16 protein-coding genes and 1 riboswitch are annotated in these 23,751 nt (G+C 65.6%); of the genes, 11 read left to right on the top strand and 5 right to left on the bottom strand.

The genetic code is table 11. The annotated features are described in order from the left end of the window. Positions 1-49: 49 nt before the first annotated feature. A riboswitch (Fluoride riboswitch) is annotated at positions 50-111 on the bottom strand. A gap of 164 nt (positions 112-275) precedes the next feature. Continuing rightward, entirely contained in the window at positions 276-1,463 is a 1,188-nt protein-coding gene (locus BLW71_RS08330) for an ammonium transporter (RefSeq protein WP_091794976.1), read from the bottom strand. A 412-nt stretch (positions 1,464-1,875) separates the two neighbouring features. Here BLW71_RS08330 and BLW71_RS08325 point away from each other — a divergent pair, with 412 nt between their 5' ends. Then, entirely contained in the window at positions 1,876-3,645 is a 1,770-nt protein-coding gene (locus BLW71_RS08325; protein ID WP_091794973.1) for a sensor histidine kinase, read from the top strand. 3 nt (positions 3,646-3,648) lie between these two features. On the opposite strand, the gene BLW71_RS08320 is transcribed toward BLW71_RS08325, so the two are convergent. Together BLW71_RS08320 and BLW71_RS08315 are read right to left on the bottom strand one after the other, a co-directional pair. Next, positions 3,649-3,972 carry a hypothetical protein gene (locus tag BLW71_RS08320; RefSeq protein WP_091794970.1) on the bottom strand — a complete coding sequence of 108 codons (324 nt, stop codon included), beginning with the start codon at positions 3,970-3,972 and terminating at the stop codon, positions 3,649-3,651. Between the two features lie 141 nt (positions 3,973-4,113). Beyond that, on the bottom strand, positions 4,114-4,695 hold the full coding sequence (locus BLW71_RS08315) for a DJ-1/PfpI family protein (protein WP_091794967.1): 582 nt from the start codon (positions 4,693-4,695) through the stop codon (positions 4,114-4,116). A gap of 108 nt (positions 4,696-4,803) precedes the next feature. Here BLW71_RS08315 and BLW71_RS42170 point away from each other — a divergent pair, with 108 nt between their 5' ends. The 5 genes from BLW71_RS42170 (at position 4,804) to BLW71_RS08290 (ending at position 9,632) form a co-directional block, all read left to right on the top strand. Then, on the top strand, positions 4,804-5,037 hold the full coding sequence (locus BLW71_RS42170; protein WP_286161950.1) for a hypothetical protein: 234 nt from the start codon (positions 4,804-4,806) through the stop codon (positions 5,035-5,037). Further along, positions 5,034-5,507, top strand: coding sequence for a BCAL1086 family glycoprotein (locus BLW71_RS08305; RefSeq protein WP_091794964.1), 474 nt, complete (start codon positions 5,034-5,036; stop codon positions 5,505-5,507). The genes BLW71_RS42170 and BLW71_RS08305 overlap by 4 nt, the downstream gene beginning before the upstream one ends. Positions 5,508-5,594: 87 nt before the next feature. After that, positions 5,595-6,050: an Rrf2 family transcriptional regulator gene (locus BLW71_RS08300; RefSeq protein WP_091800597.1), complete on the top strand. Its 456-nt coding sequence runs from the start codon at positions 5,595-5,597 to the stop codon at positions 6,048-6,050. Between the two features lie 144 nt (positions 6,051-6,194). Further along, positions 6,195-6,842: an NAD(P)-dependent oxidoreductase gene (locus tag BLW71_RS08295; protein WP_091794961.1), complete on the top strand. Its 648-nt coding sequence runs from the start codon at positions 6,195-6,197 to the stop codon at positions 6,840-6,842. Between the two features lie 165 nt (positions 6,843-7,007). Next, positions 7,008-9,632, top strand: coding sequence for a mechanosensitive ion channel family protein (locus tag BLW71_RS08290; RefSeq protein WP_091794958.1), 2,625 nt, complete (start codon positions 7,008-7,010; stop codon positions 9,630-9,632). A gap of 179 nt (positions 9,633-9,811) precedes the next feature. Here BLW71_RS08290 and BLW71_RS08285 read toward each other — a convergent pair whose 3' ends face one another. Beyond that, positions 9,812-10,480, bottom strand: a complete 669-nt coding sequence (locus tag BLW71_RS08285; RefSeq protein WP_091794955.1) for a cysteine dioxygenase — start codon at positions 10,478-10,480, stop codon at positions 9,812-9,814. A gap of 138 nt (positions 10,481-10,618) precedes the next feature. Between BLW71_RS08285 and BLW71_RS08280 the strand changes: the two genes are divergently transcribed. Both BLW71_RS08280 and BLW71_RS08275 read left to right on the top strand, forming a co-directional pair. Beyond that, positions 10,619-11,092: an Lrp/AsnC family transcriptional regulator gene (locus tag BLW71_RS08280; RefSeq protein ID WP_091800594.1), complete on the top strand. Its 474-nt coding sequence runs from the start codon at positions 10,619-10,621 to the stop codon at positions 11,090-11,092. A gap of 224 nt (positions 11,093-11,316) precedes the next feature. Then, on the top strand, positions 11,317-11,526 hold the full coding sequence (locus BLW71_RS08275) for a hypothetical protein (protein WP_091794952.1): 210 nt from the start codon (positions 11,317-11,319) through the stop codon (positions 11,524-11,526). A 123-nt stretch (positions 11,527-11,649) separates the two neighbouring features. Here BLW71_RS08275 and BLW71_RS08270 read toward each other — a convergent pair whose 3' ends face one another. Beyond that, positions 11,650-14,202, bottom strand: a complete 2,553-nt coding sequence (locus BLW71_RS08270; RefSeq protein ID WP_091794949.1) for an FUSC family protein — start codon at positions 14,200-14,202, stop codon at positions 11,650-11,652. 203 nt (positions 14,203-14,405) lie between these two features. On the opposite strand from BLW71_RS08270, the gene recC reads away from it, so the two are divergent. Genes recC through BLW71_RS08255 form a run of 3 tightly spaced genes read left to right on the top strand, consistent with a single transcriptional unit; the run spans position 14,406 to position 23,616 of the window. Continuing rightward, positions 14,406-17,789, top strand: coding sequence for an exodeoxyribonuclease V subunit gamma (gene recC / locus BLW71_RS08265; protein ID WP_091794946.1), 3,384 nt, complete (start codon positions 14,406-14,408; stop codon positions 17,787-17,789). After that, positions 17,786-21,478, top strand: coding sequence for an exodeoxyribonuclease V subunit beta (gene recB, locus BLW71_RS08260; protein ID WP_091794943.1), 3,693 nt, complete (start codon positions 17,786-17,788; stop codon positions 21,476-21,478). The genes recC and recB overlap by 4 nt, the downstream gene beginning before the upstream one ends. After that, positions 21,475-23,616, top strand: coding sequence for an AAA family ATPase (locus tag BLW71_RS08255; RefSeq protein ID WP_091794940.1), 2,142 nt, complete (start codon positions 21,475-21,477; stop codon positions 23,614-23,616). The genes recB and BLW71_RS08255 overlap by 4 nt, the downstream gene beginning before the upstream one ends. The last annotated feature ends 135 nt before the right edge of the window (positions 23,617-23,751 follow it).

Below are 23,751 nucleotides of genomic sequence, written 5' to 3'. Positions count from 1 at the left end.
GACAAACCGGGCTGAGTGTGGCGCGCGACGCCGCGTCCGCAATCATCCGGGCGAAGCAGGCATCATCAGCCACAGGGGCGGTTAATGGAGAATGCCATCTCCAGCGCAGAAGTCTAACACCGCCAGTTCATGTGGGGACAGTTCGGTGCCGGCGCGCGGAAGCAGGCTGGCCCGCGCCCGGCGCTCGAATCCGGCGCGCCCGCTGACAACGCGCAAGCGCCGGATGCAGCGCCGCCAGTGCGCTTGCGCGCGGCAAGACGGCCGTTGAAGCGTGCTTACTCGGACGTCGCCGAAATCTTGTGGATCGACAGATCGGCGCCGTTGTACTCGTCTTCCTGATCGAGTCGCAGGCCCACGGTCAGACGGATCGCGCCATATACGAGCGTGCCGCCGAGCGTCGCCACCACGATCCCGCCCAGAGTGCCGACCAGTTGCGCACCGAACGACACGCCACCCATGCCGCCGAGCGCGCGCAGGCCGAAAATGCCCGCCGCGAGCCCGCCCCACGCGCCGCACAGACCGTGCAAGGGCCATACGCCCAGCACGTCGTCGATACGCCAGCGGTTCTGCACGCAGGTGAACATGTAGACAAACAGCACGCCGGCGATGCCACCCGTCACCAGGGCGCCGAGCGGATGCATGATGTCGGAGCCGGCGCAGACCGCCACCAGTCCGGCAAGCGGGCCGTTATAGGTGAAGCCGGGGTCGTTGCGGCCGGCGAGCCACGCGGTCAGCGTGCCGCCGACCATCGCCATCAGCGAATTGACGGCGACGAGGCCGCTGATCTTGTCGATGGTCTGCGCGCTCATCACGTTAAAGCCGAACCAGCCCACCGCCAGCACCCAGGCACCCAGCGCGAGGAACGGAATATTCGACGGCGGATGCGCGGCGATGCCGCCGTCGCGGTGGTAGCGGCCGTGGCGCGCGCCTAGCAATAGCACAGCCGGCAGGGCGACCCAACCGCCGAACGCATGCACGACGACCGAACCGGCGAAGTCGTGGAACTGCGCGCCGAACACCTGGACCAGCCAGTTCTGGACGCCGAAGCGGCCATTCCAGGCAATCCCTTCGAAGAACGGATAGATGAAGCCGACCAGCACGAACGTCGCGAACAGTTGCGGATTGAATTTCGAACGTTCGGCGATGCCGCCCGACACGATCGCCGGAATCGCGGCGGCGAAGGTCAGCAGGAAGAAGAAGCGCACCAGTGCATAGCCGTTGTGCGCCGCCAGCGATTCGGCGCTGCCGAAAAACTGCACGCCGTATGCAATCGTGTAGCCGATAAAGAAGTACGCGATCGTCGAGACCGAGAAATCCACCAGAATCTTGACCAGCGCATTGACCTGATTCTTCTTGCGCACGGTACCGAGTTCGAGAAAGGCGAACCCTGCATGCATCGCCAGCACCATGGCGGCGCCTAGCAGAAGGAAGAGGGTATCGGTGCCCGTTTTCAGACTTTCCATCGATATGTCCTGCTTATGCCAAAAAAGCGGGCAATGGATGCAAGAAGCGGGCCAAATTTGTGCCGAGCCGCATCGAACCAGTGCAATTCGGCACCGGAATGGGATTCTGCGTGGGTTTCGTCCACTATCATCAGAATGGGTCTGCACAATCGAGTGGCGCGTAACAGCACAATAAATGTGCATGACGTTTCGATTACGGGCTGGTCGACCCAAATAGGGGCGAAATATTCGATTTGATTTACGTTTAATTCAAAATGCTGACGATCAATTGGCATTCATTGGTTCCGTTCGCCGCCGCTCGCCGGCAAATGGGCGGTCAACGGCGTGTCCTCTTTGTTTTCCCACGCAATCGCCGACATAATGTGCCGTCCCCGAGCATGATCTGCCGGCCACCGACCTCCAATGCGCATGCATGAGACTGACCACTAAAGGCCTGTTGCTGATCGCAATTCCGGCTGTCTTTGAACTGGCGCTCCTGTCCGGGTTGGTCAAGGCGCAGTCGGATGCGGCCCAGGCGGAACGCTGGGCCATCCATAGCGAAGACGTGCTGCGGCAGACCACCGCGATTCTCGATCCGGTGCTGGGCGAGTCCGTGGCGTTGCGCGGCGCGGTGCTCGCCAACGACACCCGCTTCGCCACCCCCGTGACGGTGTGGATGGATGTGGACCGGCGTATCGATCAGCTGGCCGAACTGGTCGCGGACAACCCTGCGCAGGTCGAACGCGTGGTTCAGGTGCGTCAGTCGGTGCAAGGCTACCGGCAATGGTCCGATCGCATTCAGGACATGCTGCATTCGGGCCGGCAGCGCGACGTCCTGACGCGATTCCGCGAACTCGCCTCGACCGATGTGCTCGACCGCTTTCGTCAGCAGCTCGCCGCGTTCCAGGCCGAAGAGCGCCGTCTCGACACGCTGCGTTCCAATGCCGCCGACGCCGCGCGCGAGCGGCAGCAGACCTTGGTGGTCGCCGCCGTGTTCGGCTCGTTGCTATTCGTCGCGCTAGCCGTCTGGTTGTTCACGCGCGGCGTGCGCGGCCGGCTCGCGCTCCTCGCCGACAATGCCGGGCGCCTCGCGGGCAATGAGCCGCTGGCGCCGATCGGCCCCGGCGGCGATGAAATCGCGCGCCTCGATCTGACCTTGCACGAGACCAGCCGTCGCCTGCTCGAAGCCGAGCGCATCCAGGCGCGCTTCCGGGCGGACCTGGCGCGCCGCACCAGCGAGCTCGCGCGGATCAACGAGACCTTGCGCCAGCAGACCCAGGAAAACGAAATGTTCATTTACAGCGTGTCGCACGATCTGCGTGCGCCGCTCGTGAACCTGCAAGGCTTTTCGAAGGAGCTGATCCGCGCGTGCGACGAACTGCGCGTCGCGGTGCGCGAGTCGTCGCTTACGGTCGAGACGCGACAGCGCATCGAACGGGTGGTCGATGAGGATATCGGCGAAGCGTTGCACTATCTGCAGACGGCGGTGCTGCGTGCCTCGCATATCATCGACGCGCTGTTGCGGTTGTCGCGCGTCGGCCGGGTGGAGTACCGGCAGCAGAAGGTCGAGGTGCGCGATATCGTGCCGCGCGTGATCGACGCGATGCAAGGCTCGATCCGGGCTCGGCATGCTCATGTCGACGTGCACGAATTACCCGCGGTATGGGGCGACCCAACCGCGCTTGAGCAGGTGTTCGCGAACCTGATTGGCAACGCGGTGAACTACCTGGATCCGTCGCGTGAGGGCAGGATCGAGATCGGTACCACGCCGGCGCCGCCGGGCGTGCACTCGCTACGGATCTTCTATGTGAGGGACAACGGTCTGGGCATTCCGGCGGTTGCGTTGCCGCGCCTATTCAATGCGTTTCAGCGCTTGCACGGCAATGTGGCGGCGGGCGAGGGCATCGGCCTCGCGCTTGTGCGCCGCGTGGTGGAGCGGCATGGCGGACGCGTGTGGGCGGAATCGAAAGAAGGGGCGGGCACGACGTTCTATCTGTCGTTGCCTGAGGCTGAGGTGCGGATCGCCCAATTGGCTGCCGGTACGCACGGGTCGCCGGCGGCGGGCAGTGTTCACGCCGTTCGCCATGGCCGCACGGGCCTGGAAGCTCTTGAACGAAAGAGCGGAAGTGGAAGGGGCAACGCAAGCGGCGGCGGCCCTGCCGCGCATACCGCGGATGCCGAACCCGGCGTCAGTGCGCCATAGCCGTCAGGCGGTAAAGAGACGGCGCGGTTTGAGCAACTGGCTGCCGCGAATCGACCAGTAGCAGCCGCAGGCGATGAGCACGGCGGAACTGGCCATGACCTGCATGGGCGTGGCCCGCAAGCCCGGCAGGCCGTCCAGCGCAAAGAGGCCGCGCGCGACGATCAGCAGCGCAGCCCATACCGAACACGCGGCCTGAACCAGCATGCGCATACCTGCGAGGCGCCGCGCGCGATTTTCCCGCGACCAGTTGGCGGGCGTGCGTCCGCAGAAAAAGGCAATTGCCATCAACACGACGGCGAGAATGACGATCCAGTCGATCAGTTCCATCGAAAAACACTCCCAAGTCAGCCGGCGACTATAGGAAAGCCTTTCGTTGCAAACTATCGGACGAGTCTCAAATGCGGGGAGTTTTAGCGAGCGCGGGTTGCCGAAGCGGCGGCGCGCTCGCCGGTGGATCAGGCAAAAAGATCAAAGTTCGATGCGGGTGCCGAGCAGCACGAGGAATTGGCGCAGCCACTCGGGATGCGCGGGCCATGCCGGCGCAGTGACGAAATTGGCGTCCGTAATCGCAGCGTCGACCGGAATGTCGGCGTATTCGCCGCCCGCCATTTTCACTTCGGGTGCACAGGCCGGATAGGCCGAAATGCGCTTGCCGCGGATCACGTCGGCGGCGGCCAGCAGTTGCGCGGCATGGCAGATCGCGGCGATCGGCTTGCCCGCTTCGGCAAATTGCCGCACGACTTCGATCACCTTGTGATTCAACCTGAGATATTCCGGCGCGCGGCCGCCCGCGATCGCGAGCGCGTCGTATTGGCGCGGATCGGCGTCGTCGAAGGTGGCGTTGAGCGTGAATTGATGGCCGGGTTTTTCGGTATAGGTTTGATCGCCTTCGAAATCGTGAATCGCGGTCTTGATCCGGTCACCCGCCTTCTTGTTCGGGCAGACCGCGTCGACCACGTGGCCGACTGCCTGCAGCGCCTGAAACGGCACCATCGTTTCGTAATCCTCGGCGAAGTCGCCGGTCAGAAACAGAATCTTCTTTGCCGCCATCGTATGCCTCCAATTGATCAACGGAACACAGCGAATGCTCATTTGACGCTCGTATAAGCTCAAGCAGTCTACTCCACTACGTTTGACAGAACCGCGACGGATCACGCAATGCACATGTTCGAATGGCACACCTTTCGCGCCGGGGATGCGGCGCCGCTCGCCATGTTATTTCGCGCCGCGGTCACCGGGCTTGCCGCACCTCACTATGACGAGGGCGCGCGCCGCAGCTTCGAACGAGCGGGCTTCCAGATGCTCGTTGAGGAGCGGGTGCAGCGCAACGGCGTATCATTGGCGCGTTTTCGCATGCGGAAGCCGCTCGACGCGGCTCATACTCAAACATGACTTTATCTATCCGATTATCCTTGCTGCGCCGTGCGGCGTTCGTGGCCGTCGTATTCGGCGGCCTCGCCGCCTGTCAGAAGAACGACGCGTCCGCGGGCCAGGTCGCCGGCAAGCTCAACGACGCCGCCCAGGTTGCCGGTCAGAAGCTCGATCAGGCGGCCAGCTATGTCGGCCAGCAGGTCGACGCGACCAGGTCCGCCGCGCAGCAGAACCTCGAATCGGCCTCCGCGCCGTCCATCAACATCGATCCCAACGCGCTTGCGTCGACCGCGCAAGCCAACCTGCAAAGCGCCGCGAGCGCGACCAATGCGCAACTCGGCAAGGCTGCTTCGCTGACCGGCCAGAGCCTCGAATCGGCAGGGCGCAAGCTGCAGGAGTGGTCGGCGCAAAGCTCGGCGTCTTCGGCGAATGCGGCGGCTTCGACGTCATCGGGCGAATCGGGCGATGCCCAAAAGCAGATGGACAAGTGACATGCCGGCCGCGCTACTAGGGCATTTGACAGCCGGATTAAATGTAATTACCATGGTTACACATTGTCGTCGCCGGGCGGATTTGCTGTGAACACGAGTAGCCGGTTTGCATTTGCGGTGCATGTGCTCGCGCTGCTGTCGTTGCAGGACGGCGTGCCGCTTTCTTCGGAAATGATCGCGGGCAGCGTCAACACGAATCCCGCGCTGATCCGGCGGCTTCTCACCATGCTGGCGGAGGCGGGCCTGACCACGTCACAGCTTGGCGCGGGCGGCGGCGCGCTGCTTGCGCGGGCGCCCGAACAGATCACCTTGCTCGAGGTGTATCGTGCGGTGGACGACGCGCAGTTGTTCGCGCTGCATCGCGAGGAGCCGAATCCGGCGTGCATGGTCGGGCGCAACATTCAGGGCGTGCTGCGCGGCATCATCGACGAAGCGCAGCAGGCCATGGAGGCCTCGCTCGGCGCGCGCACGCTGGCCGACGCCACGGCCGACGTAGTGCGGGCCGAGAAGCTGCGCGAACGCAAGCGGCGCTCGCACGGGTGATTTGGCAGTAAAGCAGAACGGAAGGGCGCGTATCGGTTATTCGAAGCGCGCGTCTTTAGACAAACGGGGGCTCATGCCCCTCTTTTTTCCTCGTTATATGTAATCAATGTGGTTACATATATGTTAATGACAGGAGCAGTGAAAATGAGCAAACAGTTGAAGATCGCGTTGTTCGGCGCCACCGGCATGATCGGTTCGCGGGTCGCTGCGGAAGCCGCCCGCCGCGGGCATCAGGTAACAGCGCTGGCGCGCAATCCGGCGCGCGTGCCGGCCGGCGTGGCGAATCTTACAGCGGCGCAAGCCGATCTGCTCGACGCCGCGAGCGTGAGCGCCGCGGTGCGCGGTCACGACGTGGTGGCGAGCGCCTATGCGCCGCCGCAGGACGATCTTGCGGCGCTTGGCAAGGCGACGCGTGCGCTCGTCGAAGGGGTGCGCGCGGCGGGCCTGAAGCGCCTCGTCGTGGTGGGCGGCGCGGGTTCGCTGGAGGTGGCGCCGGGCAAGCAACTGGTCGATACGGAAGGCTTCCCGGACGCCTACAAGGCGATCGCGCTTGCGCACCGTGAGGCGTTCGACTACTACCGCGGCGTTACCGACCTCGACTGGACTTTCTTCGCGCCGGCCGCGCTGATCGCGCCGGGCGAGCGCACAGGCAAATTCCGCACGGGTGCGAACACGCTGATCGCCGACGCCGAGGGCAATAGTCGCATTTCCGCGGAAGATTACGCGATTGCCTTCGTCGATGAACTGGAGCAGGGCCAATTCGTCCGTCAGATCGCGACGGTTGCCTATTGAGGGTGAAATGAGCCGGAAATGAGGCCTGAGCGAGGTTGAACAGGGCGCGCGCGGTGCTCGCCGCGTGAAGTCCGCGCAAGCGTCCTAACATTCGGTTACGCATGTCAGGTTGCTCCTCGCGAAACTGCGGCTACACTGGCGTCTCCCGTTTTCCTACGGATTGCCATGCAGTCATGCCCGTTGCGGCGTGAGTCCGAGGCTGCGCCGTTCAACGGCGGGCAGCCGGCGACCCACGCCGCCGTTCACTTTCCTTCTGGCCGTAGCGGGCGCGATGTCCGCCGCGGCGTGCGCCCGCGGCTCGCGGCTTGGCTCGGCGCCTGGCTGGCCGCGGCCTGCTTTGCGCTGATTCTGTGCGTCGGCTGGATGCCCACGGCGGCTGTCGCGGCTGGCGCCGCCACCGGCGCGCCGGTCATCCCGGCTTTGCAGAGCCTGATCAACAGCGCGACGGTGAGCGCGTCCCCCGCTTCCGGCGCCTCGGCGGCTGAGGCGGCGTCCGCACCCTCGCCGGCGAGCCAGGCGGAACTGACGCGCTCGCTCGACAGTGTGATCTCCACGCTCGACAACGACCGGCAGCGCAGCGCGCTCGTCGCCCAGCTCAAAAAGCTGCGCGACGTGTCGCAAAACGTCGCGCCGGCCGCACCGGCGCAACCGAGCCCCGGTTTGCTCGGCGCGATCGCGTCGGGCATTGCATCGTTCGAATCCGACGTGCATCAGGGCCGCACGCCGGTCCGCTATTGGGGCGGACGCTTCAACGCCGCCGGCAACGAGCTCTACACGATCATTTCAGGGCAGGGGCACGAGAGCTTCGGCCGCGTTCTGTTTTCGATGATCGCGATGCTGGTGGGCTGGGGCGCGTGCGCCGCCGCGCTGATCTATGTGCAGCACCGGCTGTACCGGCGTTTCGGCATCATCATGGGGCTCAATCCGAATCCCACCACGCGCGAGCTGCTGATCTTCGCGCTGCGCCGTGTCGGGCCGTGGATCATCGCCTTTCTCGCCGCGCTGCTGTTCGTGCGCGCCATGCCCGATGCGCTCGGCCGCACGCTCGGCATGGTGGTCGCGTATGCGATCGTGGCGGGCGCGGTGTTCTCCGCGATCTGTCTGATCATGTTTTCACTGTTCGGCTCGGGGCATCGGCGGATCGCGGTGCGCCTGCTGATCGATCACGCGCGACGCGTGCTGTTCGTGGTCGGCGTGTGCGGCGCGCTCGGCGACGCCGCCGTCAATTACGACGTCGCGCATCAGCTCGGACCGAACCTCGCCGCGCTGATTTCGACCGCTGCCAACATGACGGCCGCGGTCCTCACCGGCTATTTCGCGCTCGCGTTTCGCCGGCCGGTCGCGCATCTGATCCGCAACCGGCCTTACGAGCAGCGCACCCATCACAAAGCCGCGACCGACGCCTTCGACGTGCTCGCCGCGCTGTGGCACGTGCCCGTGCTGGTGCTCGCCACCGCGTCGGTGGTCGCCACGCTCGGCGGCTCGGGGTCGAACGAAAACGTGCTGCAGATTTCCGTGGTGACCGCGCTGCTGCTGGTGCTGGCCTTTTTCGTCTCGGCCATCGTGTTGCGCCTGACGCGTCCGCGCAGCGCGCGCACGCGTCGCCGCTCGCCGTATCTCACGCGCCTGCTGCGTTTTTCCGGCACCTTGCTGACGCTCTTCGTGTGGCTGTTCTTCTTTGAACTAGCGGCGCGTTTGTGGGGCGTCTCGCTTGCGGCCGTGGTCGAGGAAAACGTCGCGGCGCGTGGCATCGCGCACGCGGTGACGGCGATCATCGCCACCGTGTTCATCGCCTGGCTGCTGTGGATTCTGGTCGATACCGCGATCACTGAAGCGCTCAATCCGGGTGGCCCGCGCAACAAGGCGCGCGCGCCGAGCATGCGCGCCCGCACGATGCTGCCGCTCCTGCGCAACGTGCTGCTCGTCACGATCATGACGATCGCCGGCATCGTGACGGCGGCCAATCTCGGCATTAATGTCACGCCGCTGCTGGCGGGCGCCGGCGTGATTGGTCTTGCGATCGGTTTCGGCGCGCAGTCGCTCGTGACCGACCTGATCACGGGGCTTTTCATCATCATCGAAGATACGATTTCGGTGGGCGACTGGATCGATGTGGACGGCGGCCACGCGGGCACGGTCGAGCATCTGTCGATCCGCACGGTGCGCCTGCGCGACGGCCAAGGCGCGATTCACGCGATTCCGTTTTCGCAGATCAAGATCGTCAAGAACCTGTCGCGCGATTTCGCGTATGCGGTGTTCGAGGTGCGCATGTCGTTCTCCACCGACGTCGATGAAATCACGCAACTGATCCGTGAAGTCGGCGCCGATCTGATGGCCGACTTCCGCTACCGTCGCGAGATGCTCGGGCCGATCGAAGTGTGGGGGCTGGACCGTTTCGATCCGAACTGGATGGTCGTGAAAGGGCAGATCAAGACGCGGCCGCTACAGCAGTGGAGCGTGGCGCGCGCCTTCAATCTGCGTCTCAAACGCAAGATGGACGAAGCGGGCATCGAGATTCCGGTGCCGCAGATGCGTGTGTATACGTCGTCGAAGGATAGCGAAGGTCAGCCTTTGCAGGACGACGAAGTGTCGGGGATGGGGCCGCATGGGCATGCGGAGGCGCCAGCAGCGTCATTGTCGGGGGCCGCGGCGGCGCGGACCGCGCATGCGCCTCTCGCCGTGGCGCGCGATGTTTCGCACGAACCGCGGCCGGCGCCGCCGCCCACCGGGCAGACAGCGCCGATTCCTCCGCAGATTCCTACGGCAGGCGAGGCGGGCGGGAAGAGTTGATGGCGTTGATGGCGCTCATGATCGCGACCGGAAGCGGGCAGGATCGGCTTTGGCGCGAGTCGATTTCCGGAGCGGGCGGATTGCCGGCGAGACCCAGGGTTTGGAATTCGCGCGAGACGATGGGGCGGCGTGTCGTCAGCTCGGCGAGCGGGGGTGCGAGGCACCCGTAACACGTCGTTTCAGGCCAGTGCAGATGTCTGCGCCACGCGCAAGACCTCGTTGACGTGCGTCGCGATCTGCGCGCCCGCAACGCCATAGATATGCAGCGACACGGCAGGCTCGGTGCTGCGATTGCCCAGTTGATGAATCCCGCCGCGGCCACCTCGCACGAACGACACGGCGCCCTGATTGCGCGCCTGGGTCCGTGTGGCGCTCGCGCAGTGCTGCGCGCCGTTCCATTCGAAGATCGTCTCGCTCAGCGCCCCATCCACCACCGCGTAGCCGCACCACGTGTGATGCGCGTGCACGGGGCTCGCCTGCTGCGGCAGCCACACCAGCGCGGCGATCGCGTAGCGGCCGTGCGGATCCGCAGCCAACAGATGACGCCGGTACTTCTCGACCGAGCCTTCGCGTTGCGCTGCCGTGAGCAAGTCGGGGTTCGACGCCGCCTGGGCGAGCGCAATCCGCATGCTGCGCGCAAAGAAGGTCGAATCGGACGGTTCGGGGAAATGGGCGCAGGCTTCGAACATCGCGTCCAGGCTATCGCATAGTCGCGCGAGCGGCGCGTTGCGCCCGGCGCACGAGGGCGGGTCCGCAGGCTCGCGCGGCGCTGCCGGAGTCGCACCGGCAGGTTGCACACGTTGGACGGTGGCACGTTCCAGGGACGCTGATTGAAACTCTTGGCTCATGATCGTTGGGCAGCGGCGCGGGCTGCTTATCGTTAATTTCGGATAGCGATATTTATACCGGTTTGCCCGGAGAAAGAGTTTCCATATAATTCCCCCTGGAATCTGAAAAGTAGAATAATTTCCTATGGGGGTGTCATGGTGGGAATGGATATCATCGACCGGAAGCTGCTGGAACTGCTGCAGGAGGACGCGACCATGCCGATCGCCGAACTGGCGCAACGCGTGAATCTGTCGCAAACGCCTTGCTGGAAGCGGCTGCAGCGTCTGAAGGAGGCGGGCGTGATCCGCGCGCAGGTCGCCCTTTGCGATGCGCGCAAGCTCGGGGTGGGCACGACCGTGTTCGTCGCGGTACGCACCAATCAGCACACGGAGGAATGGGCGCAGACCTTCACGCGTGCGGTGCAGGATATTCCGGAGGTCGTGGAGGTGTACCGGATGAGCGGCGAAACCGATTACCTGTTGCGCGTGGTGGTGTCCGATATCGACGACTATGACCGTGTCTACAAGCTGCTGATCGCGGCCGTGCCGCTGTATGACGTGAGTTCGAGCTTCGCGATGGAGCAGATCAAGTATTCGACGGCGCTGCCGGTGCGACCCGCCATGGTGAGGTAGGGCGGAAAGCCGCAGGTGCGTTGTTTGCATTTGTTCATTTAGCGAATCGTGCAACGCGCAGGGGCCGGTGATGCTACGCGGCAACCTTGCGCGCCCGCGCTTACTGCCAGCCCGCTGCTCGCTCGTTCGTTGCGTCCATTGCAAGCCGCGTGCAAGCTCAGTGGGCGTAGAATGCCGCCTTCCCAGCCATCATCCGCGACTGCTTCGCGAACCGAGCCCGCCTCATGAACAAACCGCCGCGCAAGAAGAACCCGACCTTTGGCATTGCTGTCTTCATCGTGGTCGCGGTACTGCTGGTGATCGCCACGCTGTTCTATAACGCCATCAAGGAAAAGCACGATTTCGACAGCCAGAACGCAGCGGCGCCGTCGATTTCATCGGACGCGGCGGCAGCGGCCAATGCCGTGAAGCCGGCAAGCGGCGCGGCTCAGTAATACTGGGCGCAGCCCCGGTTCGAGCGTCACGCCCGATCTTCCGGCGACGCTCGCCGCCACGCAAAACGCTGGCGCACCAACAGCTAAAAACAACGTGCGTGCGCAATGTCGGCCCACGCCGCCTCACTCGTCCGGCAGGCGAATCACGCTCGCGTCCTTGCGAATCAACGCCGCCGCCGACAGCATCTGCTTGCATTGATGAGCAAGCAGTTTCATGTCGTGCACGGCGTCCGCCGAATAGTCGGGCGACTTTTCCGTCTCGACTACCATCGCATCGAGCTCACGGCCCAACTGCTTGATCTGCTCGCCCTGATCGGCGGGCGGCGGGGTGCCGGTTTCGGCCTCGGTGAGATTGTCACGCACCACGCTCAACGCGCGTTGCAGCGGCTGTAGCGAAACGCCGTCGGCCTGCTGTTGCGCCGAGGTGCGCAGCAGCGGCGCGGCCGCCGTGATCTGCGAGGCGAGCACGTGGCTGCGCACCAGCAGGCCGTTCAGTTCCGGCACGAACTTTTGCGCGGACTTCGGCTCCAGCATCATGCGCTGAAACGCCTGGCCCAGATTCGCGAACGCCACGTGAACATTCTTGCGGGCGAGCCGGTAGCGGTAATCGCGATCGAGCGCTGTCGCCGCGGCTGCGGCGGCAGCGGAGGCGCCCGAAGCCGGCCTCGCGGTCGGATTGCTGACCGTTGTGGTGCCGGCGCCGGCGTCGGCAACCGGTGGTGTTGTTGACGCGCCGGGACCTGCGGCGGCTTGAGCGCTTGCGCCGGCACTTACGCCACTACTTACGCCACTATTTGCACCGCCGCGTTGAGTAGCACCTGTGCCGCTGTCTGCAGCGCTTGCGCCACCATCAGCCGCCGCGAGCACCGGTTTGCCGAAGTCGAGCGCCGGATCGGCCATGGCCGCGGCCGGGGCGCGTGCACCGGCCTCGGTCACGGTGGCGACCACTGCGGCGGCCGGTTTGCCGCTCCACCACCAGCTTGCTTCGAGGTACTGACGCGTCGCGTTGATCATGTTGTTGACGAGCTTGCCCATCAAACGATATTCCCAATACGGGAACAGATGGCTTGCCGCAATCGCGATCGCGCAGCCCACCACGGTATCGATCGCACGCTCACCGATGATGCGCATGCTGCCCGGTGCGAGCAGATGGAACATCAGCAGCACATACGACGAGGTGAACACCACGCTCGCCGTGTAATTGAACAGCAGCAGACTGTAGCTCATGACCATCGACGCGAACATCACGACCAGCAGGAAGTGCGGCTCCTTGACGAACATGATCAGCGCGATGCTCGCCGCGCAGCCGATCAGCGTACCGACGATCCGCTGCCCATTGCGCTGTTTGGTGAGCGAATAGCCGGGCTTCAGAATGATGACGGTGGTCATCACGATCCAGTAGGCGTTGGTGAGCGGCAGCAAACGGCCGAGCCAGAAGCCCACAGCGACCGCGATCGTGACGCGCAACGCATGACGGAAGCTCGGCGAGGCCATCGTCAGGTTCGAGAAAATCTGCCCGAACGGCACGCGGCGGCTCGACACGAAACGCGTGAGCGCCTGGTCGAGGCGCAATTCGGTCTCGGTCGTGCTCGGTTCGCTCGAGAGACTCTTGCGCATCTTGTCGATCAGGCGCGTGGCGCTCCAGACGCGGCGGAAAGTCGACGAGATCGCCGAATAGGCCTCGTGGTTTTTGGCCGGCAGGTTCTGCTTGCGCATCAACTCGATTTCGAACTCGATAGCGCGCAGTTCCGCCTTGACGTTCACGCGCGTGCGCGGCGCCTGGTTCTGCAGCACCGCGAGCCCGATCTCCTCGAGGTCGGCGGCCGCCTTGCGAATCAGGTCGCGGTAGAACACGAGCAGATCGGAACCGCCGAAAGTGGTGCGTACCAGCGGGTAATCGGTGTGCGCGCCCACGAACAGTTCGTGCAGATCGACCGTGTTGATGAACAGATTGAACAGCATGGCGCGGCGCGGCTCGAGCTTGCCGCTCTTGAGCTTGGGCAGATTGCGCAGCACGATGTCGCGCGCGGCGTCCTGGCGATCCACCGCGGCGATCTGCTTGTCGACCAGGTTGCGATAACACTCGTCGAGGTCGTTATCCAGATCGTAGAACTCGGCGCGCGCGAGCAGATAGTCGGCGCACGCGAACACGCTTTCGGCCAGCGCCTGCTGTTCGATGCGGTGCATCATCCAGCGGCTTACCAAGGTCGACCAGTAGGTGTACCAGAGACCGCCCACCAGAATCCACGACGCGTTGATGAGCGCCTGCATGGGCGTGAAGCGCTCCTCCAGCGTCATGATCATCATGAACAGCGTGGCAAAGCTGATCTGCGGCCAGCGGTTGCCATACACGACAATCAAGGACAGCAGGAACGTAAGCGGCACGACGGTGCACCACAGCGCCACCGCGTTGACCGTGGCGAGTCCGGTGGCGAGCGCGGAGAGGAACCCGATCACCGTGCACGCCAGCATTTCGTTGTGCTTGTACTTGAGCGGGCCCGGCATGTCGACCACACATGCGCCGAGCGCGCCGGTCGCGATCGTGAAGCCGAGCTCGCGATCGTGAAACACGATCAGGCACAGTACGGCCGGTAACGACACGCCGACCGCGATGCGCAGGCCGCCATAAAAGTACTGGCTATAGAGGAATTTTTTTATTTCTACCGAATAGCGCATCGACTGCCTGGATTCCGTTCACTGAGATAAACGCGGTTGAAGAGACAGACCCAAACTGCCGACGAGTCTAACTGATTTTATGGGTGATCTGACCTCGTCCGTTTGGCCAGGTTCTGCGCGAGGGATGCGTTTGTTATGCTGTCGCTTCACTGTCTGTCGCGGCTTTGGCGTTCCGCTCCCACCGCGCGCAAACCCCAGGATCCATGCTCCAGCTCTTCTACTCGAACCGCTATGAAACCCTTGTCGGCGCGCTGCTCGACGACCTCGCGCAGGCGCCGTCCGACCCCTGGACCGCGCAGCCCGTGATCGTCCCGAGCGCGGCGGTGCGGCGTCGTCTCGAGCTCGATATCGCTGCGCGCCAGGGCATCTGCGCAAATGTCAACTTTGGTTATCTCGCGCAATGGCTGTGGGCGCAGATCGGCGGTGTGATCGAGGTGCCGAGGCACTCGCCGTTCGCGCCGGACCGGCTCGTGTGGCGCTGCTACCGGCTGCTGGGCCAGGTGAACGAAGGGGACGAAGCGCCGCCCTGGAATGCGTCGCCGCGTCTGCGCACGTATCTCGACGCGGCGGACGCGTCGATGCGCTACGAACTCGCGCGCCGCGTGGCGACCGTGCTCGACCACTATCTGACTTATCGCCCGGAATGGCTGCTGCAATGGCAGAAGGGCGGCTCGATTTTCGCGAGCGGGGCGGCTGACGACAGCGGGCCGCGTCTGGTCGGCGCGAGCGAAGCGGCGCGCGAGGACGAGCGCTGGCAAGCGGCATTGTGGCGCGCGGTGCTCACCGAGCTGTCGGGCAACGCGCAAACGCCCGCGGCCGCGTTGCCGCCTGCCTACCGTTTTCTGGACGAGATCGGCACGCTCGACCTCGAGGCGATCTCGAACGCGCAGTGGCCCGAAGCGGTCAGCGTATTCGCGCTGCCCACCATGCCGCCGTTGCACGTGGCATTGCTGCGGGCACTCTCGCGCTGGGTGGATGTGCGTCTGTACGTGATGAACCCGTGCCGCGAGTTCTGGTTCGACGTCGTCAGCGAAGGACGTATCGAGGCGCTCGACGCGGCCGGCCAGCTCGACTATCAGGAAGTCGGCCATCCGCTGCTCGCCGAGTGGGGCCGTCAGACCCAGGCGCAGTTGCACATGCTGCACGAGCTGACCGAGAGCGCGGCTTCCGGCGAGACCGGCGATTTCACCGAGAACCCGGAACCGAGCTGGCTCGCCGCCGTGCAGAACGGCATCCTCGATCTGCGAACAGAAACCGACACCGACGAACTGCCCATCGAGCATGGCATTGAAGTCCACGTCTGCCACAGCCTGTCGCGCCAGCTCGAAGTGCTGCACGATCGCCTGCTCGGCTGGTTCGACGAGTTCGACGACCTGCAGCCGTCCGACGTGCTGGTCGCCGTGTCCGATCTCGCGGCGGCCGGTCCCCTGATCGACGCCGTGTTCGGCACCACGCCGCCAGGCGACACGCGCCGCATTCCGTATCGGATCACCGGCTTGCCGCCCTCGCAGGCCAATCCGGTCGCGCGTTTGCTGCTCGACTGGCTGGCCTTGCCCGAGCGCAGCGTGGGTGCGCCGGATCTGATCGAATGGTTGCGCGTCGACGCGATCGCCGTGCGCTACGGGATCGACGCGAGCTCGCTGGAAGCCGCGCAGGAGTGGCTGGCCGCGGCCGGCGCGCGTCGCGGGCTCGCACCGGTCGAGCCCACGGGCGAACATGTGCCGATCGCCCGTCATACCTTCGCGGATGCGCTCACGCGTCTCTACCTCGGCTATGCGATGCCGGACGGCGGCGAGCCGGTCGACGCCTGGCTGCCGGTCGAAGGCGCTGACGGCTCGGACGCGGAATTGCTCGGCCGCCTGTCGCGCTTCGTCGACGACATCGACAGCTTCGCGGCGAATTGCGTGATCGAGCGCACGCCCGTCGAGTGGACGCAACTGCTGCTCGATACGCTCGCGCAATGTTTCGACGGCGGCGTCGAGTTTGCCGATTCGCTCGCCGCCGTGCGCGACGCGATCGACAAGATGGGCGACGCGATGCAAGCCGGCGCACAAGAGATCGTGATGCCCGCCGCAGTGGTGCGCAGCGCGCTTACCGAAGCGCTCGACGACCCCGCGCGCGGCGGCGTGCCGTGGGGCAGCGTGACGTTTTCTTCGTTGACCAGCTTGCGCGGATTGCCGTATCGCGTCGTCTGCCTGCTCGGCATGGACGACGGTGTCCTGCCGAGTCTCGCGCGCGCCGACGAATTCGATCTGATGGCCGCGTTTGGCAAAGCCGGCGACCGCCAGCGCCGCGACGACGAACGCAATCTGTTCCTCGATCTGCTGCTCGCCGCGCGCGATCGTCTCTTCATCGCTTATACGGGCCGCAGCATTCGCGACAACGCGCCGTTGCCGCCGGCCGCGCTGGTCGACGAATTGCTCGACCATCTCGCGCGGGTGTCCGCGGGCGAGGGCGCGAGCCCGGCAGAAGTGGAGCGCGCGCGGCATGCGTTCGTCGTCGATCATCCGTTGCAGGCATTCGCATCGGACTATTTCTCGCCGCAATCCGGGCTGTTCAGCTACGACGCGGATCGCGCGGAGCTGGCGACATTACTCGCCGCGCCCACGCATTCCGCTGCCGCGCCTTTCTTCGATCAGCCGTTGCCGCCGGAAGACCCGGCACCGATCGCCTTCGACGAATTTGTGCGTTTCTGGCGCCATCCCGCGCGGGCATTGTTGCGCGACCGTCTGGGCATCGTGTTGTCGGACGCACAGGGCGAGTTGCTTGACACCGAACCGTTCGACCTGGATTACTCAGGGCGCGATGCATTGGCGGATCGTCTTTTGCCAATGTTGCTCGACGCCGATACGGACGACGACGTCATTTTCGAACGCGTGCGCCGCGTGGCGGCAGCGAGCCCGGAACTGCCGGGCGGCGCGACCGGCGCAGTGTGGCGCGCACGTGAGCTCGGCGCGTTGCGCCAGCTCGCCGACAGCGTGCGCCGCGAAGTGGCTTCGGGTGTCGAGCGTTTGCCGTTCGTGCTCGACATCGCGCCGCGCTGGCCGGATAGCGCGGACATGGCCGGGGCGCTCTTTGGCCCCTACGACGCGCTGCTGCGGCAAGCGGCTGAAACGCCGCTGCAACTGCACGGCAGTCTGAATCTGCTCACCGAAACAGGACAAGTGATTTTCCGTTACGCCAAACCCGCCGCACGCGACTATCTGTCGGCGTGGCTTGCGCACCTGGTGTATTGCGCCGCGCGACCGCAAGGTCCGCGCCGCACCGTATGGCATGGCAGCGGCGAAAGCTTCGAGCTCACGCCGGTCGCCGCGCCGCTCGACCAGCTCGCGCCGCTTGCCGCGTTGTTCAAGGCCGGGCGCAGGCTGCCGCTGCGCTTTTTCCCGAAGAGCGCGTGGACCAAAGTCAGCGAAAGCGATTCCGCGGCGCTCGGTGTCTGGATCAACGACCGCGTGCGCGGCGAGTCCGACGACCCCGCCTTGCGTATTGCCTTGCGCGGCACGCCGCTCACGCTCGACGAACCGTTCGGCAGTCTTGCCGCGATCGTGTTCAAGCCGCTCATCCAGCATCTTCGGAGCGCGTCATGAGCGGGGGCAAGCACAGTTACGCGCTGGTGGCCGAAGAGCTCGACGTCTTCGCCTGTTCGCTCGACGGCGTGAATCAGATCGAGGCCTCCGCAGGGACCGGTAAGACCTGGAATATTTGCGCCTTGTACGTGCGGCTGCTACTCGAAAAAAATCTGAATGCGGATCAGATTCTCGTCGTCACGTTCACGAAGGCGGCGACCGCGGAGCTGCATGAGCGCATTCGCGGCCGTCTCGCCGAATTGGACCGTGCAATCGAAATGGATGACGACGGCGGCGATCCGTTCATCCGCCGTCTCTTTGAAACGACGCTCGCGCAGGAGCGGGGCATCGAGCGCGAGGCCGCCTTGAAGGTGGTGCGGCGCGCGCTGCGCACCTTCGACCAGGCGGCGATCCACACCATTCACGCATTCTGTCAGCGCGCGTTGCAGGAGGCGCCGTTCGCCGCCGCCATGCCGTTCGCGTTCGAAATGGAAGCCGACGACGCGGCCTTGCGCTTCGAAATGGCTGCTGATTTCTGGCGTGAGCAGGTGGAGCCGGTGGCGCATGCGCATCCAGCGTTCGCCGCGTGGCTGGTGGGCAAACGCGCCGGTCCCGCTTCACTCGACGAGCAACTCGCGCGGCGTCTGAAAAAACCGCTGGCGCAGTTGCGCTGGGGCAAGCTCGACGCAACCGGCAATGGCGCCGATCCGCAAGCCGGTTTCGACGCAGCCTGCGACCTCTGGCATGCGGAACGCGACAGGATCGTCACTTTGCTCGCCGAGGCGCAAGACCGTCTGAGCAAGACGTCGCACAAGCCCGACCATGTGAGCGCCGCCATCGCCGCATGGACCGAGTACTTCGCGCAGGGCGACTGCCATGCGCCGCCGCCGAAAGCCGCGTTGAAGCTCACGGTTTCGGCTTTGAAGAAAGCCACCAAGGTCAAGTTCGAACCGCCTGAGCATCCGTTCTTCGAGCACGCCGAAGCGCTGGCCGCGGCCGTGGTCGCGGCCGAAGCCGCGCAACGCGCGCGCTGGCTTTCGCTCGTGCAAAGCTGGCTCGACTACGCACCCGCCGAGCTGGTGGCGCGCAAGCGCACGCGCCGGGTCGTGTCGTTCGACGATCTGCTGTCCAACCTGTACCGCGCGCTTGCCGCACACCCCTGGCTTGCCGATGCTTTGCGCTCGCGTTATCCCGCAGCGCTGATCGACGAGTTTCAGGACACCGATCCGCTGCAGTTCGCGATCTTCAGCCGCATCTTCGCGCCGGCCGGTCCGCTGTTCCTGGTCGGCGATCCCAAGCAGGCGATCTACAGTTTTCGCGCGGCGGATCTGCATACCTATCTGAAGGCGCGCGAGGCGGCATCCGCGCGCTACACGCTGGCCGTCAATCAGCGCTCGACCGCGCCTATCGTTCAGGCGTGCAACCGGCTCTTCGAAGCCAATCGTCAGGCATTCGTGCTGGAGGGGCTCGACTATCAGCCGGTGCGTGCGGGCGAACGGCGCCGGCCACCGTTCGCCGATCCGGGCACGAGCACGGGCGACTTCCGTATCTGGACCTTGCCGCAAGGCGACGCCGCCTTGACCAAGCGCGAGGCTCAGCGCGAAGCGAGCGAGGCGTGCGCCGCCGAGATCGTGCGCCTGCTGCGCGGCGCGCGCGAAGGCACGGTGACGATCGGCGACGCGCCGCTCGCGCCGGGCAACATCGCGGTGCTGGTGCAAACGCATAAGCAAGGCAGTCTGATCAAACGCGTGCTGGCCGCATGGGGTGTCGGCAGCGTGGAACTGGCGCAGGCGTCGGTATTCGCGACGCTCGACGCCGAGCAGATCGAACGCGTGCTAGCCGCAGTCGATACGCCGGGCGATCTGCGCCGTTTGCGCGCCGCGCTGGCAACCGACTGGCTGGGTCTCGACGCCGCGGCGTTGTGGCGCCTCGAGCAGGTCGCCGACGCGCCGTCGGCCGCCGACGATCCCGCGCACGCCGCCGATGCGATGGGTTGGGTCGAGCGTTTTTCACGCTACCGCACGCTGTGGCATGAGCGCGGCTTCGCGGTGATGTGGCGCACGCTGATGCGCGAGCTGCGCGTCGCGCAACGGCTGGTTGCCGGACAGGACGGCGAGCGTCGTTTGACGAACGTGAACCACCTGGCCGAACTCGTGCAGGCGCGCGCCGCGACGCAGCCGGGTATCGCGCCCACCTTGCGCTGGCTCGCCGCGCAACGCGCGCAGGGCGGCGGCGAAGACGCACAGTTGCGGCTCGAATCGGATCGCAATCTCGTGCAGATCGTCACGGTCCACAAATCGAAAGGGCTCGAATATGCGGTGGTGTTCTGTCCGTTCCTGAACGACGGCGCGTTGCGCGAGCCACCGTCGTCCGGTTTGCCGGATGCGCGCGAGTACCACGACGAAGCAGGCGCCGCGGTGCTGCACTACGGTTGCGACGACGAAGAGGCGGAGCATGCGTCGCGTTACGCGGTGCGCGAGCAGGCCGCGGAGAGGGCGCGGCTCGTCTACGTGGCGTTGACGCGCGCGGTGTACCGCTGCTATCTCGTCGCCGGCACGTACCTGTCGTCGCGCTCCACCAAGGAGTCGCGCCGCAGCGTGTTGAACTGGCTCGTGGGCGGCGACGGCCACAGCTTCGACGGCTGGCTCGCCGAGCCGCCCGACGAGGCGGCGTTGTCGGCGCGCTGGCAAGCGCTGGCGGGCGGCCCGATCACGCTGCAGACACTGCCGCGGCCCGAACGTCGCGTGCCGCTGGAAAGCCTTCAGGACCGCGAGGCGCACATGCAGGCGCGGGCCAATCGCAGGCCGCTGCGCGATCAATGGCGCATGGCGAGTTTCAGTGGGCTGATTGCCGCGGGCAGTAAAGCCGAGGCAGCGCACACGCCGGTCGAAGAGGTGCGCCCGGATCATGACGAGATTGCCAATGCATTCGTCGTCACGCTGGTGCCCGCGCCGCACGCCGAGGCCCATGCGGAAGACGACATTCTCGCGTTCCCGCGCGGCGCGGCGGCCGGCGACTGTCTGCATCGTATGTTCGAACTCGCCGATTTCACCGACCCGCATACGTGGAGCGACGCCATTCGCGGTGCGCTGCGCGAGCGCCCGGCGCCGGCTGTGCCCGAACTCGCCGCACGCCTGCCCGCGATGATGCACAACCTGCTCACGGACGTGGTCACCACCGAACTGCAGCCCGGCATGAGGCTGGCCAATCTGAATCCGCGCCGGCGTCTGAACGAACTCGAGTTTCTGTTCGCGGCGCCGTCGCTCGATTTTCCCGCGTTGCGCGAGTTGCTGATCGAATACGGCTATCCCGACGTTGCACTGGAACCCGGCGTGTTGCGCGGGTTCGTCAAAGGATTCATCGACATGATCGTCGAGCACGACGGACGTTTCTGGATCGTCGACTGGAAGTCGAACCATCTGGGCGCCACGGCCGCCGACTACGCCGCCGCGCCGCTCGAAGCGGCCATGGCGAGTCATGCCTATCACCTGCAGGCGCTGCTTTATACGGTCGCGCTGCATCGCTATCTGAAAACGCGGGTGCGTGATTATTCGTACCACACGCATATTGGCGGCTATCTGTATCTGTTCGTGCGAGGCGTGCGTCCGCACTGGCACGACGCCGATGGACCGGCGGGCGTGCATATGCGGCGGCCCGCATTCGAACTGGTCGCGCTGCTCGATGCGGCCATGATCGGAGGTGTCGCATGAGCACGTTCGAACAGAGCGCATCGGCGCCGCCGGAGTTCGACGATATCGGCGTGAGTTTGCCCGCGCCGGCCGATTTCAGCATCGCGCTCGCGGAAGGTTTCGCGCGTCGCATCGGCACGCTGGCGCGGCGCGGCGGCGCATCGGCGGAAGCAGTCAAGTGGGCGGCGCGAGCCGCGTTCGCGGCGAGCCGCGCGACGGCTGAAGGCCACGTGTGTGTGCCGCTTGCATTGCTGGCCAGACGCTTCGCGGCATCGAGCGCCGAGGCGCGTGCGGCGCTGTTCGCCAGCGGCATGGCGAGCGACGGTTCGCAAAGCGCGGCGGCGTTGCGGCCGTTGGTGGTCGATGGGCAAGGGCGGCTGTATCTGGCTCGCTACTACGACTACGAGCGGCGGCTTGCGCGCGCGTTGGTCGCGCATGCTGAAGTGGCTGCGGTGGCTGCGGTGGCTGCGGTGGCTGCGGGCGCTGATGCCACTGCTGGAGCTGAAGCGGGCGTCGGCGCCCAAACGCTGCGCGAGCGTCTGCTGCGCTACTTCGGGGCGCCGAAGGATAATGAGGTCGACTGGCAGCGTGTCGCGGCGGTCATGGCGTTGTCGGGGCAACTCACCATCGTCAGCGGCGGACCCGGCACCGGCAAGACCACTACCGTGGTCGGCGTGCTTGCCTGCCTGCTCGATGCGCGCGCGGACTTGCGAATCGCGCTGGCGGCGCCCACCGGCAAAGCGGCGCAGCGCATGCAGGAAGCCTTGCTCGCGCGCGCCGGCGATCTGCCGCCCGAACTCGCCGCGCGTTTGCCGCAGACGTCGTACACGTTGCACCGTTTGCTCGGGTCCGGGCCGGGAGGGCGCTTCCGGCATCATCGGGACAATCCGTTGCCTTACGACGTCGTGGTGATCGACGAGGCTTCCATGATCGACGTCGCCATGGCAGCGCACCTGCTCGATGCCATTGCACCGCAGACGCGTCTCGTGATGCTCGGCGACAAGGACCAACTCGCCGCAGTCGAAGCCGGCGCGGTGTTCGCCGAGCTCAGCGCTCGTCCGGCTTTTACGCAAGAGGGTTTGCAGCGGATCGCCGCGGCGCTTGGCATCGACGAAACGCGGCTCAGGCAGGCGCTGCCGGGCGCATCGCGCAGTTTCAGTGAAGAGGCCGCCGGTTTGCCCGCGCAAGCCGATGTGCCGGACGACTTCGAAGCGCGGCCCGACGATCTGTTTGCATACGCGGATTCGTCGGACACCTTCGATGAATCGCGCGCCGGTGAACTGTTCGACAGCGCCGCGTCACCGCCTGGGTCGGCAGCGCACACGCAAAGCGCGCTCGCCGATTGCGTCGTCTGGCTCGAGCGCAACTACCGGTTCGGTCTCGAATCGCCGATCGGCCGCCTATCGCTCGCGATCCGTAACGGCTCGGCAAGCGCGGCGCTCGACGTGCTGCGCATCGATCCCGTGGAATCTTGCGCGGCGGCGCTTCACGAAGACACACATGCGACGCTTGCCGAGCGCACCGTCGCGCGCCTTGCTGCGGGTTTCGCACCCTACGCCGACGCGCTTGCCGCGGCGCTCGCGGCCGACACGCCCGACCCGCTGCCGCTTTTCGACGCGTTGAACCGTTTCCGCATTCTGTGCGCGACCCGGTCCGGTCCGCGCGGTGTCGACCAGGTGAATGCGGCGATGGCGGCGCAAGTGCGGCGCGCAGCCGGTGTGACGCTGGCAGTGGGCGCGCAGTGGTTCGCCGGGCGCCCCGTGATGGTGACGCGTAATGATTACGCACTCGGTCTTTTCAACGGCGACATCGGCATTGCGCTGCCGAGCGCGAACGGCACGTTGCGGGTGTATTTCCGTACCGGCGACGGCGGTTTGCGAGCGGTATCGCCGGCGGCGCTTCCACCGCACGACACCGCATTCGCGCTCACGGTTCACAAGTCGCAGGGCTCGGAGTTCGAGCATGCGGTGTTGATGCTGCCGTCGGTGTTCAGCCGGGTGTTGTCGCGCGAACTGGTGTACACGGCGATCACCCGCGCGCGCGAACGGGTGGAAGTGGTCGGCGCTCGCGCCGTGCTGGCGCAGGCAATTGCGACGCCAACGCAGCGCGATTCGGGGTTGGCCGCGCGGATAGCGGAGGCGTGGCGCGGCGCTGAATAGAAGGATGCGCGGGCAGCGGCACTGCTTCGAGGTCCGCTGCCAACATTGAACGGCAGAACGGCAGAACGGCAGAACGGCAGAACGGCAGAACGGCAGAACGGCAGAACGGCAGAACGGCAGAACGGCAGAACGGCA

The organism is Burkholderia sp. WP9, from assembly GCF_900104795.1.
Lineage (GTDB): Bacteria > Pseudomonadota > Gammaproteobacteria > Burkholderiales > Burkholderiaceae > Paraburkholderia.
This window is presented reverse-complemented; position numbering and strand designations above follow the sequence as displayed.